Source organism: Acinetobacter sp. Tol 5, from assembly GCF_019702905.1.
Lineage (GTDB): Bacteria > Pseudomonadota > Gammaproteobacteria > Pseudomonadales > Moraxellaceae > Acinetobacter > Acinetobacter bereziniae.
Genome location: NZ_AP024708.1, coordinates 2288066 through 2303260 on the forward strand (window position 1 = coordinate 2288066; position 15195 = coordinate 2303260).

Consider the following 15195-nt stretch of genomic DNA (forward strand, 5'->3'; position numbering starts at 1 on the left):
TATATGTTTAAGCACACGGTTTTGTCTTTATTTATTTTTGCCACTCTCGGTTCTTCAGTCGCTCAAGCAGATAATTTTAATGTTCTTAAACAGCTTTCCACTAAACCCGTTCAGCTTAAAGAAGGTGAATATAAAGGTAACTATTACGTTCCTTCGACCTTGAATACGATAACGTGGGGATACCTACCAAATAAAGATGCTAAACCTGTACTTTCAGTGCCATCTGGAAGTACCGTGACATTCGATACGGTTTCACATGAAGGCTTGCTTGAAGATCAAGGACGAGATGCAGAAAAATTCTTTAAGTCTAAGGGTGTTCAAGATGAATATATTTTAGATGAAGCAAAAACTATTACCAAATCGCATTTAAAGCATGATTTTCATAAAGACGGACCACACATCGTGACTGGTCCAATTGCAATTCAAGGTGCACAACCCGGCGATATTTTAAAAGTCGAAGTGATTAAAGTTGAACCTCGTGTGCCTTATGGGGTGATTTCGAATCGTCATGGCAAAGGTGCTTTGGTTGGCGAGTTTCCTAAAAAACCACAACAGGCGGATGCTTCAGCCGAACATCCTGAACGCTATGGCAATGTTTCAGTATTTACCCCCATCGAAAAAAATGCCAAAGGTGAATATGAAGGCGTATTAAAAACGGAATCAGGTAAGTCGATTCGATTCCCGTTGAGCCCGTTCATGGGCATCATGGGTGTAGCACCGAATACTTCAGAGCCCGTTCATTCAGTCCCACCTGCAATGTATGGTGGTAATATTGATATTAATGAATTAGGCGCTGGGTCTACAGCTTACTATCCTGTTCAAGTTGCAGGGGCTTTGTTTTACACAGGCGATAGTCATTTTGCACAAGGTGATGGTGAAGTCGCTTTAACTGCATTAGAGGCTTCTGCTCGTGCGACCTTAAAGTTTACTTTGTTAAAAGCGGGTAAAGATAAGATTCCGGGGCAAGAGATTGTACAACCCTTAGCAGAAAATGCTGAGTTTTGGATCACACCCGGTTTAGACCCTGACCTTGACGAAGCGATGAAAAAATCTACACGAGAAGCAATTCGTTTCTTAAATAAAGAATATGGCATTGATGAAGCAATTGCTTATGCTTACTTAAGTGCTGCAACTGATTTTGAAGTGTCTCAAGTCGTCGATAAAACCAAAGGTATTCACGCTAAAATTCGAAAAGCTGATTTTAGAGAGTTTGCTGAAGACGCAAGTAAAGCAACAACACCTTAAATTGATATAGCTATATCGTTCAAAACAGCCTGTTCGATGAATAACAGGCTGTTTGGGTTGTATAAAACATTTAAAACAAAAATATTGAGAGACTGACCTTTTGAACTTGCTTAAGTCTTGTCGTATTGGTTCAGCCTTAGTCTATAGCTCACTCAATTTTTTGATAAATTTTTCGGGCTTCTGAGGTGATTGCGGTCATATGAATTGCTCCATGAATCATTCCAGTTAACAGATGTAATTTCACATCAATACCTGCATTTTTTAATCTTTCGGCATAACGCTCAGCATCATCCCTGACTGGGTCATATTCACACGCAAAAATAGTTGCGGCAACTTATCCGTCACTAATTTTACCTTACAAAATTTAAATCAATATCTGGTATTAAAATAAATTTTTTTAAAACAAAGTTTTAGTTTGATTTTTAGAATCCATCATAATATCAGTATGAAGATGGGTTCTATAGTATTACTAGATTAGCAGTCATTTAGAGCATCATCGATGAGTACATTTTTGATTGTAATCATGTCATATCAGCTATTTATCGACATATTTTTCAATATATTTTCCAATATAATTAAGAATGATTGATTTAGGCGAAAAAATGGCAACTTAGAGAGAATTAAATTTTATTAAAAACATTAAGATGCTGTATTTAGACAGGATAAACTTAATGAATAAAAACATTGTGAAATTTATATTTCCGTTGCTCAGTATTTTTTCAGGCTTTACCTATGCGGATGAGTTCAAGCTCAAAAGTACAGACATTACGCAGGGAGAAATCATGAAAAAGAAACATGAATACCAAGGCTTTGGGTGTTCAGGTGAAAACAAATCTCCACAGCTGTCTTGGAGTGGGGCGCCTAAAGCAACCAAAGCTTATGCGATTATGGTTTATGATCCAGATGCTCCCTCAGGCAGCGGATGGTGGCATTGGCAAGCAGTCAATATACCCACCGAAGTCACTTCGATTCCATCAGGTCATGGAAAATTAGAATCTAAAGGAGTCATAAATTTAACAAATGATTTTGGACAAACTGGATTTGGCGGAGCTTGCCCACCAAAAGGTCATGGGATTCATCGTTATCAATTTACGGTCTACGCACTTTCTGAGAAGCTAGATCTACCCAAAGGTGCATCTGGTGCATTAACAGGCTACATGGTTAAAGCGCATAGTCTTGCATCAAGTACAATCGAAGCTCTTTATCAAAGATAGGGGCTATTAAATAATCTAATTTGAAAGGAGTGGAATGTAATTAAAATCATGATTACATTCCAAATATTCAATCATGAATGACCTCATTGCTATAGCTAAAACAGCGATCAATCAACAGCAATATTTACCCTTTTCAATTTATTGTTCCCATAAAGAACAAATAATTAGTAACGTACCAATTATAAAGCCATTGCTTATCTTTATTTTAAATGGTGAGAAACAATTAGGTACATCGGAATTGGTCACATGCCAATCAGGAACTTTTGTATTTTTATCGAATAGCTCACGTATAGATATGAGAAATATACCTCATCAAGAGGAATATTTTGCTGTGCTGATCGATTTTGAGCAAGAGGATTTTACTGACTTGCCAATGAACCCTCAGCCGCCTGTTGAATATCTACAGGGGGATATCAATACAATCCTTAAAACTGCACTTTTACAATATATGCAACTCGCAATAATGTCCTCAGTAGGAGTGATAAAATATAGAAAAAAAGAACTGTTGAGCATTCTTTATTATCTTGGATATCGCGATGTTTCCAATATCAATCAAACCCATCGGTTCAGTGAAAAAATACATCGCATGATTGCAAACAATCTAACTTTGGATTGGACTGCTGAGTTAATTGCAGCAGATCTTTTTATGAGTAGTTCGACCTTGAGACGTAAATTAAAAAATGAAGGTGAGAATATTCAAGATATTCGGAGTAGAACACGTTTAAGTCATGGATTACATTTGTTGCAAACGACTCAATTGAATATTGGTCACATTGCTAATCAATGTGGTTATCAATCCCAATCAAGATTTACAGAACAATTCAAAGTTTTATTTGGAATGACACCACGAGAAATTCGAAAATCCATAATGAAGTGATTACACAAACTTTTGCATCAATCAGCTTAAATAAAAAATTAGGTATATCTCGCTTTTTTTAATGACTATTCAGATCATAAATTCCTCCAGAAATTCTTTAATATTCTGCTGATTATTTAAAATCGAACATATGCTTGAAGAAGTATTATTCTTTTTAATTATTAAAATTTGAAAATTTTCTAAATCAAGCGTATATGCTTCAATTTTTTTTGAGTAAATAAAGTTTATAAAATGAATAATTGATTCATCTTTAAAAACTATAAAAAGGCAATATTTTTCAAATAATGTATCTAAAATTAAATTATCTATATAAAAGCTATGAAGATTAGTCTCATAAAATTCATTATGATCAAACTCATTACATAGCGTTATAACGCGTCCTAAACGGTGAGAGCCACCACCATTATTAGCCATAATCTTATTATGCCATTGAAATTTATAAAAATCCTGATGATTATCTGTAAAACTATCAGGTGATGGGTTTTCCTTGTCTATAATAGTTTCTGATATCTGTTCTTGATTAAATTTTAGATATTTTTCGCGTTTTTCATTTGATAAGCTTTTCTTTCCTTTAAACAATGTTGCAAGCCACCAACTAGAAATATTAGTATAATCTGAAAAAAGATCTTCATCTCGTGAGCATGATAAAGAACCGACATCTCTTAAATTAATATATTTTCTTTCAACATCTTTTTTTATAAGAAGTTTCAGATATTTTTCTAGTTCTGTTCTACTGTTTGTAAGATTGCCATCTAGAGGTCTTAATTTTACTGAATATGTATATGAATCCAATAAAACATCTAATCTTAGTAATTCTTTTGCGCTAATAAAATTTTCATTTTTAAATTTTTTTATTAAATTAAAGTAATTGTATTTGTTTAGCTCCAAATCTACTGTTTTTTTAATTTTAGACTCAATATAAAACGTTCGAATATAGTTTATCATTAATTTACTCTAAAAATATAAATTTAATTGCTGTTTAACATAAATTAAAATCAAATTAAAAACACTATATTTCTTGCGAAAGTATAAACTATTTTATAATAGACCTCTTGCGAAAGTAGGTTTTTGGGTCATTTAGCTATATACAATACCTTATATAGCCAAACCACCTGATTATTCATACAACGGATTTGGATGATTCATTTATTTTGTACTTTTGAATCATAAACAGTCTTGCTATCACGAGGCGACATGGATGTCGCCATGTTGAGCGGGGGTATTAGGATGTACCCCTCGCTCAACGGAAGATTTTTGTTACTTTTCATCTCTGAAAAGTAGAGTATCGCCTACACAAAACCATTTAAACTTTAGAGCTAAAGCGTGGCAATGCAAGCTTTATATCATCAAACAATATATTGATCGCTTTAATTTTATTGATCAAGAGAAATGATATTCTACTGTATGAATTTTTCAACAGATTGACTATATAAGAAAGATCACAACTGCTCAAATTTTGACTAACGCAAGAGCTCTAATAGTTTTATGAAATATAAAAAATAACAAAATTCGGTGGTGTTTCAAAAAGTATGCTGAAACAAAGCAGGTTGAATTTTGATAAAATAGAGAAATGCGAATAACTCTAGAAATCAAATGTCCAACCTGCCTCGGTGACAGTATAAAGAAAAATGGCATCAAAGTAGATGGGAAACAAAACTATCAGTGCAAAGACTGTAAACGTCAGTTTATTGGTGACCATGCTCTGAGCTATCTAGGATGTAATTCAGGCATTACTCGAAAAATATTACAGTTGATGGTCAGAGGTAGTGGTATACGAGATATCGCTGAAGTTGAGCGAATCAGTATCGGTAAAGTTTTACGTACTTTAACCGAATCGACCTACCAAATTCAGCCTAAACAAAGTCATTATGAGTCTCTTGAAGTTGATGAGTTTTGGACTTTTGTGGGAAATAAAAATAATAAACAATGGCTTATTTACGCCTACCATCGAGAAACAGGTGAGATTGTTGCTTATGTTTGGGGTAAAAGAGACTTAGCTACAGTTCAACGATTGAAGACAAAGCTTAAACAATTAGGTATTCACTACACCCGAATTGCAAGTGATCATTGGGACAGTTTCATAACTGCTTTTAAAAACTGCAAGCAAAGTATTGGTAAATTTTTTACTGTAGGTATTGAAGGTAATAATTGCAAAATAAGGCATCGAATTAGGCGTGGTTTTAGAAGGAGTTGTAATTTTTCAAAAAAGATTGAAAACCATTTTAAAGCTTTCGACTTAACCTTTTTTTACATCAATAATGGCTTCATTTAATGTCAGCATACTTTTTGAAACACCACCCAAAATTCAATGATATTGACTTCAAGCGTTTAGTCGCTTAGTGACATGTCCCTTATTTCTAAAATGACTTTCGTAAAAGGTCTAAAGTACTTAATAAAAAACTGCTGAAAAATAACGCAAACAGAAAGATGGCTTATCGTAATATACATAAATAAATTATGGATTTCTTGCACAATAAAAGCATGAATTATTCTTAAATATGGCATAAAAATGCTTGTTCATTGAGAAAAAATTGTGAATACTCGTGCGCTAAAATTTAGCTTGTAAAATTATCTTGGGGTTAGGCAATTACAGTGAAAAGGTATCCATTTTCTCGTTTACAAAAAGCGTTGCTGGCAGTTGGTTCATTTTCATGTTTGGCACTGAGTCCAGTACTGCTACATGCAGAAACGGAAAAAAATACACAACAGCTTAAAACCATTAAAGTCGACGTTCAAACCGAAGCAGCTTATCAACCCAAGGTCAATTTATCAGGTTTTAGTCAGTCTAATATTGCTGAAATTCCGGCTTCAATCCATACCATCACTGCTGATCGTTTAGCAGATCAGCATGCTAAAACACTTTCTGATGTGGTTAAGAATGATGCAGCTATTGGCGATGGTTATGCACCTATTGGTTATTATTCTAACTTTATGATGCGTGGTTTTGGGCTAAATCTTGGATCAAGCTATTTACTGAATGGCAACTTAGTCCGTGGCGAACAAAATATTGCACTTGAGAATAAAGCTCAAGTCGAGATTTTAAAGGGCATCAGTGCCGTTCAAAGTGGAATGTCAACACCAGGTGGTGTAATCAATTATGTCACCAAACGACCTGAAGATATTCGTTCAATGACATTAGAAACCGACCGTTATGGTGGTTTTCGCGTAGCAACGGATTTAGGTGGATTGTTTGGAGACACGCAACAGTTTGGTTATCGCATCAATCTTGCGACAGAAGATATTCATTCCTACGTTGAACATGCCGATGGTAAGCGCTTGTTTGGTTCTATGGCGCTAGATTGGGATATTTCTGAACGTTCAAAGTTAGAATTTGATCTAGAATCACAGCGACAACGTCAACGTTCAGTGGCTGGATATCAGTTACTGGATGGAACGACACTTCCCCAAAATGTGAAATGGGATCGTTTACTTGCTTATCAAAGCTGGAGTAAACCTGTAACCAACGACAGTTTAAATGCCAGTTTAAAATATTTATTTCAGTTCAATGATCACTGGAAGGCAAATTTTACAGCATCACAAAGTCGTGTGGTGATAGATGATTACGCTGCATTTCCTTGGGGATGTTATAGCAGTATTTGTCAAACGACGGGCTTAGGGAATAGCTTTGATCAAAATGGCAACTACGATATTTATGATTTTCGCAGTCCAGATGATAGCTACTTAACCAACCAATTTAAAATCGGATTGAATGGGGCATTCAGCACTGGTTTTTTGCAGCATCAGTTAAGTTTAGAATTATCTCAAACTGCTAAACGTCATACACAATATGATGCAATTAATTTACCTGTAGTTGAAGGGGCTGAGTCTACAGGAAATATAGGTGAGGACCCGCAAAGTTATATCCCTACAGACAAACATTTGGGTAAACACTATAAATCATTAGATAGTCAACAAACAGCATTGAATATCATTGATTTAATTGCTTTTAATCCAGAATGGTCAGTCTCTTTGGGTGGCAAACTGATTCATCTCAATGAGGGAGCCTACAATGTCGAGTCAAATAAGATTCGAGACACCAATTTTAATCGTTTCTTACCCCAATTTGCGCTGATGTATCAACCTTGGGAACATACCAACATTTATGCTTCTTATGCCAAAGGCTTAAGTGATGGTGGACAAGCTCCGTGGTTTGCCAACAATCCAAGTCTAACTTTAGCTCCTGTACATTCAACTCAGTATGAGTTAGGTGTTAAACAACAGTGGCAAGATTTGCTGTTTACGGCAGCAGTGTTTGATTTAAAACAGGACAATCAATATACCAATACTGAACGAGATTTTATTGCTGAAGGTCAACAGCATAACCTTGGATTAGAGTTAGGTGTGCAAGGGCGTTTAGGACAAAACCTGGATTTGGTTTCGACTTTGGCATTAACACGTTCACGCTTAAAGGACATCCAAGTTACTGAATATCAAGGGCATCAGACCCAAAATATACCATCAGTTCGTTTTGCAAACTATCTCTCTTATCAAGTGGCACAAATAGAGGGGTTACGCTTATTGGCAGGTATGCAATACAGCAGCAGTAAATATGCCAATAAAACGGGTACAGTCAAAGTGCCGAGTTATACTGTATTTAATCTAGGCACAGCTTATAATTTCAGAGCTTATGGCTATGACAATACACTTCGATTCAATATCGACAATCTGTTCAATAAACAGTATTGGAGAGATGCCGGAAATTTCTTAGGCGATGATTATTTATTTCTTGGCGCACCACGGACAGCGCAACTTGCTTGGACTGTAAGTTTCTAGTATGCCTATTTTCCTAATTTGTATTTATTTAAACTGATCATCAGATTGACATGTATCACTCAAAATGAGTGATACATGTCAGAAATGCAAAATCTCATTGCTTTACGTTAAGCGCATAAATTAAGTTATTCGGCAATTTTTCAAAATTATTAGCCTTTCATCACGATCCAATGAAGTTTATTAGAAAGTTGATTTTATTAACAATTAATAAAAAACAAAAGCAGATTTAAAAGCAGAGCATGAACTAAATATCAAAAAAATAGATAGTATAAACCAAAAAATATAAATTGGATTTATCTTAAAAAATAACCAATTATAGAATTCTAAGTAATTTAGTAAGGAATGCTAAAATGGACAAAAAAATTAGAGTTGCAGTCATTGGTGGAGGTATTGCTGGACTAGCACTCATGACCCAATTGGTTAAAAATACAAACTTAGATGTACATTTATTTGAGTCTGCTGCTGAATTTTCAGAAATTGGTGCAGGAATCTCTTTTGGTGCAAATGCGGTAAAAGCAATCCAATTGTTAGGTTTAAGCCAAGAATATCAATCTATTGCAGATCAGGTCAAAGCGCCCTATACCGATATTTGGTTCCAATGGCGGAATGGCTATACTGACGAATATCTATCAGCATCTCTTGCTCCATCTGTTGGACAGTCTTCAGTACATCGTGCAGATTTTCTTGATAGCTTAATTCCTTTAGTTCCGTTATCAAATGTACACTTCAACAAACGTGTACAAAATATTGAAGCAGATGAAGATCAAGTGACGGTGTGCTTCATTGATGGACAAGATGCAACCTTTGATTATGTAATTGGTTGTGATGGTATTCGTTCCGTTGTCCGAAATCATGTGCTGGATTCACATCAATTGCCGCGCAGTGAACCTCAATTTTCTGGAACTTGGGCATATCGGGGGATCATTAAGTATCAAGACTATAAACAAGCGATTGAAAAATTAGGGCGCGATGTGGAAATCGCAGATGTTCCGCAAATGTTTTTAGGTAAAGATAAACACATTTTGACCTTCCCAATTCGACAGGGGGAGGAAATCAATATTGTGGCATTTAAGTCAGATCGTACACAAACGGTATTGGCTGAAAATATACCTTGGACAATGGCTGCTTCAAAACAACAAATGTTGGCTGATTTTTCAGACTGGAGTGAGAGCTGTAAAGCCTTATTGGTACTGATTGACTCGCCAACAATCTGGGCTTTACATGAAATTCAGCCTTTAGAGACTTATAAAAACAGTACCAATAATGTGATTTTGATAGGTGATGCTGCGCATGCGATGTTGCCACATCAAGGTGCAGGAGCTGGGCAAGGTCTTGAAGATGCTTTAATCCTTGCAAAATTATTAGAAAACCCTGAACTAACACATGAATCCATTCAGTTTGTTTCTGAAATATATCAGCAAATACGCTTAGAACGTGCAGTCAAAGTTCAAAACACATCACGTGAATCAGGTGAAATATACGAATTGTATTCATCGAAATATTCAGATTTTGAATCTATCGGACAGCATTTAACACATCGTTTTGATTGGTTATGGCAGCATTCTCTTGAGCAAGATATTCAGCAAGCCCAAGCTGCATTGTCCAATCAATTACAACAAAGTGAAATATATAGCTAAATAAAAAAATGAAATAAAACAAAATAATGTGACCAGGGAGGTCTATTATGCAAACCATAAATGCAAATGAAGTCATTGATCATGCCAAATTGAAGGCGATTCATTGGCGTGTGATTTTACTTAGCGCACTGATCATTATTTTTGATGGCTATGATTTAGTGATTTATGGAGTGGCGCTGCCTAAACTAATGGCAGAATGGAAAATTGACAGTATCACAGCAGGATTTTTAGGAAGTGTTGCCTTATTTGGCATGATGTTTGGAGCGATTCTTTTTGGAAGTTTGAGTGATAAATTAGAGCGCTATGGCTTTAGCCGTAAAAAATTAATCATTTTATGCATCTGTTTATTCAGTGGTTTTACTTTACTTTGTGGCTATGCAAGTGATCCGCAAAGTTTTGGAATCTTTCGATTTTTGGCAGGTTTGGGCTTGGGTGGTGTGATGCCAAACATCATTGCACTCATGACCGAATATGCACCAAAAAAATTACGCTCAACTTTAGTATCGCTCATGTTTAGTGGTTATGCAGTTGGTGGAATGTGTTCAGCTTTATTGGGAATGTGGTTAGTTCCACAATTTGGCTGGAAAATTATGTTTATTCTTGGGGGGATACCGCTGTTATTGATACCTATCATTTGGCTGTTATTACCTGAGTCAATTGATTATTTGGTTCGTAGAAACAAAACTGAAAAAGCAGCAGACATTCTTAAACAAATTAATAGCAATATTAATTACACAGCTCAAACAAAAATTTGTCTCGATCAAAACAATCAATCTTCCTCTCAATCTCCAATCAAGGATTTATTTGCAGACAATAGAGCAATGATTACACTTTTATTTTGGTTAAGTGTATTTATGGCATTGGTCTTGGTCTATGCCTTAGGCAACTGGTTACCGAAATTAATGTTAGAAGCAGGCTATGATCTGTCGACCAGTTTGGTTTTTCTGCTCGCCTTGAACATCGGCGGAATGCTTGGTGCAATTTGCGGAGGCTATTTAGCGGATCGGTTCAATTTGGTCAAAGTATTATGTACGCTATTTTTAAGTGGGGCTGCTGCATTTATATTACTCAGTTTTAACTTACCAACGATTATTCTTTATTTTTGTATTGCTGTTGCTGGTGCGGCTTCCATTGGTGGGCAAATATTATTATTGGCTTATATGTCACAATTTTATTCATCAAATATCCGGGCAACGGGCTTAGGAATGGCATTGGGTGTAGGACGTTTGGGGGCAATTTTAGGACCCATCTTATGTGGTTGGTTATTAAGCTTAAATTTACCGATTCATTATAATTTCATCGCTCTATCAATCCCATGTATGATTGCTGTGCTGAGTATTTCAATGATTCATCTGCGTTTGAAAAACACAAAATTAGCGGTTAAAACAGTACAAGTCTAAAGCTAGATTGAGGAAGGCAAAACCTTCCTCATTGAATCGAGAGATTAAAATTGATTGATCTAAGTCTTATCAAAGTGTTTGTCATTATTTTTGAAACTAAAAATATCAGTCATGCGGCTGAACGACTGAATTTGAGTCAGCCTTCCGTCACCTATAATTTGAACCGTTTACGCAAATCTTTAAATGATCCACTCTTTGAGCGAGATAAATTTGGCGTAAAACCCACCAAACTTGCGCAAAGTTTATATCCCAGTTTTAGGCAGGCGATTTCTGATATTGAAATGGCAATTATCGCTTCACAACGATTTGATCCCAAAACATCCATGCGAGTCTTTCGTTTAGGATTATCAGACTTAGGAGAATTTTGCCTTTTACCATCATTGATTCAACATCTGGCACAAGAAGCACCATTTATTAAAATAGAAATTGAAGAAATTCAGTCTGATAAAGTCGAGGAATGGCTAGTTGAGGGTTTTTTAGATGCGGCTGTATTTAATAGCAGCTATACCGTCATGCCAAAAATAGAATCTCGCAACTTATTTGAAGAACGCTATATGTGCATTGCTGACAAAAACCATCCACGGATTAGGGAGCAACTGAGTTTAGAGCAGTATTTACAAGAAAAACATGCGGCTATTAAATCTTCGACAGGGCATATTGAAATTGATCAGAAGCTTAAAGAAATGGGGTTAAAAAGAAAAATTATGCTAGAACTCCCTCATTTTAGTGTATTGCAAGATGTGGTGAACAGTTCTGAATTATTGGTGACCTTGCCTTCTCGTGCTGCAAAAGTGTATGAGCGAAATAGTGATGTAAATATTTTTGAATTACCATTTTCAGTCAAACCCTTTAATGTCAGCGTAAATTGGTACAATCATCGAGATGATTTGGATGCACGAACTTGGTTTATCCAAACACTACAACAACTTTTTCAATTACTCTAAAGTATAGATCAGATGATTTACGAAATGAACAATCTTGTGATTATTGTCATCTTGATACGACCTTAAATCAACTTAAAAATACTTTAATATGAATGTTCCAGAAGGTAGTTCTGAATATACGAATATTAGATGGTGTGAAGTAATCTATTTCACAACAATGATTGTATTAGATCGGGTTAAAGTGTCTTTGGATGTCGTTAACCCAGAAAATTAGTTTGAAATTTTGGTATAGAAGTTCAGAGAACGTTGGTTGTCGTTATTGAAATAATTGAGCAAAAATTTGCACAAAAATATTTTAAATTCGCAGAAATGAGCAAATATATTCACATTTATTATTTTTCATGCTAATTTTGAGCAAATTACTGCTCATTTCTATTTATGAAGAAATTTACAATACAGGCATTATTTGATACGCACTGGTTAGATATAGCAGAACTTAAAATATTAGATCCTGAAAAGGGATCGGCGAGTCCCTGTGAACTAGAGTACCAAATTGAATACGCCATTTCATATTTAGACAAAAGGGATGAACATGTTTGTAGTTTATCGCTTCCAGTGCAACTGATTATTAAACATGAAGCCAAAACATGGTTTGGCTTTTTAGATGATATTATTCCTTCAGGTGCTGCACGACGTTATTGGATTAACTATCTCAACTTACAAAAATTCTCACATGCAGAACAAGACAGTATTTTATTAGAAAAAGGAGTGATTGCACCTGTTGGAAATTTACGAATTAAAGAATCAATTCCTCCCATAAATCCTGAGTCTACTTTACATTTACGCAAATTTAGTACGGCAGATGTTGCTGATCGTAATGCAGATTTTTTAGAGTATGCACAGCAAATGGGAGCTATCAGCGGGGGAGCAACCGGTACAGGTGGTGAAGCACCAAAACTGCTTGTGCGTTACACAGCGGATCAAAAAGTCTGGATTGATACTTATCAACAAAGCTTTGATACTCCTGATCAGCATTACTTGGTTAAATTTCCGAGAAATAATCGCAGTGAAATTGACTGTAACATTCTAAGAGCTGAATATTATTATTACCGTGAATTGAATGAACTGGGTTTTAGTACAATTGATACCGCCAATATGCGGCTTATTGAAGGTGAAAGGTATCCTTCATTGTGGTTGCCAAGATTTGATACCGAATGGTGTGATCAACGATGGCATCGATATGGACTTGAATCAGTGTATTCAATTTTAAATAAGTCAGCAGGGAGTCATCTTAATCATTTTGAAGTGATTGACAGTCTTTGTATTTTACTTAAAACCATAGATACTAAGTTTAATTCGACTCAATTTGTTTGCGAATGGCTACAACGAGATTTACTTAATATCATTTTTGGTAATTCAGATAATCATGGGCGTAATACTTCATTTTTAAAAAAGACTGGAAATGTTTTTCTTTCTCCGATTTATGATTTTGCTCCTATGAAAGCAGACCCAGAGCATGTGATTAGGTCAACAACATGGGGAAGTCCTTATGAAGAAGGTGGTGAATACCAATGGATTCAAATTTCACAGAAATTGGCGCCGTGGTGTGATCCTGATATATCTTTAGAGACGCTGAAATCATTGGCGAATAAATTGCTTGGACTCAAACAAAGATTAATAGACAAGGGCATACCCAAACAGATCATTGAAATGCCTGTACTCTCATTCGACTACATTGAAGCTAAATTAAAGCGATGGGAACTTTTATGAATATTAAAAAACAACCACAAGATCGCCAGCAAGTTCTGATTGATTTGTATACAAAGTACTTAATGAATGAAATAAGCATGGGGCAATTGTTGGCTTATCTTCGGAAAAATCTATTAAGTATGTCACAAGAACAATATGCAACACTGGTCGGTATTAGTCGACGTACACTGAGCGATATCGAGCAAGATAAAGGAAAACTTACTCAATCTGTTGTTGATAAAGTGTTTAAACCCCTTGGATTAAAAGCTGGGCTCATCCCTACGCATGAGCATATTGTTGAAAAAATTTTTAAATCATCGAATACTTGATTGTTACTCAGATGGTTAAATTTAATAATAATTACAGCTTTCAATCAGTTAATTTGGTTTCATCAATATAGATTAAAAATAAGAATTAAATAGAAAAAAAACGAACAAAATGCTGATTAAGTCATACAAAATCTCAAATTGATATAATTCTTTTAAAATTTTAATTTGATTATTTAGCTAATTTTAAATTAATATATCTAAAAAATACGATATAGAGACTCGTAGCTTAAGCGCCATCGTCTCTATAACAGATCGATCTTATAACCCAAAAGGACTCTAGACGAGATTCTTTATCAGATCGCGAAATAAGATTGAGGAAAGAACACAAATGCACAAGTTTTCAAAAATTGAGTTAGTCACACAACAGTTTACTGACACAATTGAAAATTATCTGACGTTAAAAATGAGTTGTGATGGTACTTATATACACCATACAAAAAAAGATGATGAAAATTTTAAGATTGAAGTACTAATAGATCCACCCAGCGATGTTTTAGAAGTATTTAGAAATATCGCTCATGAAATTAAAGATTATTTGGATCAAATTGATTATCAAGGAAAATTTGAATTTAAATTTATCGTTTAATGGTGATTAGTTAATGCACTCTAGAATAAACATTTGATCAAGTTGTTGTTTTTTCAGTAAAAATAAAGTGCTGTAAGTTAGCATAGTTATCAATCACATCTATATGAATGTTTCATCAGTCGATTAGTGAATTTCATTGAGTATTTTTTTGTCTAGTTTTGTTTTCCTGAACTTTTAAAAAATGATCACCCGTGTAGCATTTTATTAAATTCTTATGGGAGATAACGAATGTTAGACTATCTTAAGAGCTTTCATAACATCAATACATATTTAATTTTATCCATTATTCTATTATTTTTGGTGTTAGCTTTAGATTATTTTTAATCAGTATCTGTGGTAATTTTATATGATTAATGAAAATTCAACAAATAAAAACTCACTCAGTGTGAGTTTTTATGCAGTCTAAATCTGTGATAAATTTAGACAAATAATTGTTATTCAAGTTAATTTTTTTAAGCTTTGAAAATATGATAATGCCATTATAAAATATAAAAATTGCTT

General features: G+C 34.8%; 12 protein-coding genes and 1 pseudogene. 11 read left to right on the forward strand and 2 right to left on the reverse strand.

All coding sequences use genetic code 11. The features are described from left to right. The first annotated feature begins 3 nt into the window (after positions 1-3). Entirely contained in the window at positions 4-1245 is a 1242-nt protein-coding gene (locus tag TOL5_RS10590) for an acetamidase/formamidase family protein (RefSeq protein WP_121774382.1), read from the forward strand. Positions 1246-1393: 148 nt separating this feature from the next. On the opposite strand, the pseudogene TOL5_RS10595 reads toward TOL5_RS10590, so the two are convergent. After that, positions 1394-1573, reverse strand: a pseudogene (locus TOL5_RS10595) (alpha/beta hydrolase); the annotation flags it as partial. A 343-nt stretch (positions 1574-1916) separates the two neighbouring features. On the opposite strand from TOL5_RS10595, the gene TOL5_RS10600 reads away from it, so the two are divergent. Then, a complete protein-coding gene (locus TOL5_RS10600; RefSeq protein ID WP_058967683.1) occupies positions 1917-2459 on the forward strand; it encodes a YbhB/YbcL family Raf kinase inhibitor-like protein in 543 nt (180 codons plus the stop codon). Between the two features lie 73 nt (positions 2460-2532). Then, positions 2533-3336 (forward strand): helix-turn-helix transcriptional regulator, encoded by an 804-nt coding sequence (locus tag TOL5_RS10605; RefSeq protein WP_121774381.1) that lies wholly within the window; start codon positions 2533-2535, stop codon positions 3334-3336. 69 nt (positions 3337-3405) lie between these two features. Here the strand turns inward: TOL5_RS10605 and TOL5_RS10610 are convergent, their stop codons facing one another. Next, entirely contained in the window at positions 3406-4281 is an 876-nt protein-coding gene (locus tag TOL5_RS10610; protein ID WP_227560658.1) for a DUF6685 family protein, read from the reverse strand. Positions 4282-4906: 625 nt separating this feature from the next. Between TOL5_RS10610 and TOL5_RS10615 the strand changes: the two genes are divergently transcribed. From TOL5_RS10615 to TOL5_RS10650, 8 genes are all read left to right on the forward strand, one after another. Further along, positions 4907-5608, forward strand: a complete 702-nt coding sequence (locus TOL5_RS10615; protein ID WP_005157712.1) for an IS1-like element ISPa14 family transposase — start codon at positions 4907-4909, stop codon at positions 5606-5608. A gap of 320 nt (positions 5609-5928) precedes the next feature. Then, the gene (locus TOL5_RS10620) at positions 5929-8109 is read left to right on the forward strand and encodes a TonB-dependent siderophore receptor (protein WP_199979179.1); all 2181 of its coding nucleotides are present in this window, start codon (positions 5929-5931) and stop codon (positions 8107-8109) included. Between the two features lie 350 nt (positions 8110-8459). Continuing rightward, a complete protein-coding gene (gene salA, locus TOL5_RS10625) occupies positions 8460-9746 on the forward strand; it encodes a salicylate 1-monooxygenase (RefSeq protein ID WP_151781689.1) in 1287 nt (428 codons plus the stop codon). Positions 9747-9793: 47 nt separating this feature from the next. Next, positions 9794-11146 carry an MFS transporter gene (locus tag TOL5_RS10630; protein ID WP_151781690.1) on the forward strand — a complete coding sequence of 451 codons (1353 nt, stop codon included), beginning with the start codon at positions 9794-9796 and terminating at the stop codon, positions 11144-11146. 53 nt (positions 11147-11199) lie between these two features. Continuing rightward, positions 11200-12090 carry a LysR family transcriptional regulator gene (locus TOL5_RS10635; protein ID WP_228288721.1) on the forward strand — a complete coding sequence of 297 codons (891 nt, stop codon included), beginning with the start codon at positions 11200-11202 and terminating at the stop codon, positions 12088-12090. Positions 12091-12468: 378 nt separating this feature from the next. Beyond that, positions 12469-13800, forward strand: a complete 1332-nt coding sequence (locus TOL5_RS10640; protein ID WP_151781692.1) for a type II toxin-antitoxin system HipA family toxin — start codon at positions 12469-12471, stop codon at positions 13798-13800. Then, positions 13797-14108: a helix-turn-helix transcriptional regulator gene (locus TOL5_RS10645; RefSeq protein ID WP_004830773.1), complete on the forward strand. Its 312-nt coding sequence runs from the start codon at positions 13797-13799 to the stop codon at positions 14106-14108. Before TOL5_RS10640 ends, TOL5_RS10645 begins: the two co-directional genes overlap by 4 nt. A 328-nt stretch (positions 14109-14436) precedes the next feature. Beyond that, positions 14437-14694 carry a hypothetical protein gene (locus TOL5_RS10650; RefSeq protein ID WP_046760750.1) on the forward strand — a complete coding sequence of 86 codons (258 nt, stop codon included), beginning with the start codon at positions 14437-14439 and terminating at the stop codon, positions 14692-14694. Positions 14695-15195: the final 501 nt, after the last annotated feature.

Excerpts from the sequence above, each read along its gene's own strand:
- TOL5_RS10605 (WP_121774381.1), top strand. The coding sequence starts at position 2,533 with ATGAATGACCTCATTGCTATAGCTAAAACAGCGATCAATCAACAGCAA.
- TOL5_RS10600 (WP_058967683.1), top strand. The coding sequence starts at position 1,917 with ATGAATAAAAACATTGTGAAATTTATATTTCCGTTGCTCAGTATTTTT.
- TOL5_RS10590 (WP_121774382.1), top strand. The coding sequence starts at position 4 with ATGTTTAAGCACACGGTTTTGTCTTTATTTATTTTTGCCACTCTCGGT.
- TOL5_RS10615 (WP_005157712.1), top strand. The coding sequence starts at position 4,907 with ATGCGAATAACTCTAGAAATCAAATGTCCAACCTGCCTCGGTGACAGT.
- TOL5_RS10610 (WP_227560658.1), bottom strand. The coding sequence starts at position 4,281 with ATGATAAACTATATTCGAACGTTTTATATTGAGTCTAAAATTAAAAAA.
- TOL5_RS10640 (WP_151781692.1), top strand. The coding sequence starts at position 12,469 with ATGAAGAAATTTACAATACAGGCATTATTTGATACGCACTGGTTAGAT.
- TOL5_RS10630 (WP_151781690.1), top strand. The coding sequence starts at position 9,794 with ATGCAAACCATAAATGCAAATGAAGTCATTGATCATGCCAAATTGAAG.
- TOL5_RS10650 (WP_046760750.1), top strand. The coding sequence starts at position 14,437 with ATGCACAAGTTTTCAAAAATTGAGTTAGTCACACAACAGTTTACTGAC.
- salA (WP_151781689.1), top strand. The coding sequence starts at position 8,460 with ATGGACAAAAAAATTAGAGTTGCAGTCATTGGTGGAGGTATTGCTGGA.
- TOL5_RS10645 (WP_004830773.1), top strand. The coding sequence starts at position 13,797 with ATGAATATTAAAAAACAACCACAAGATCGCCAGCAAGTTCTGATTGAT.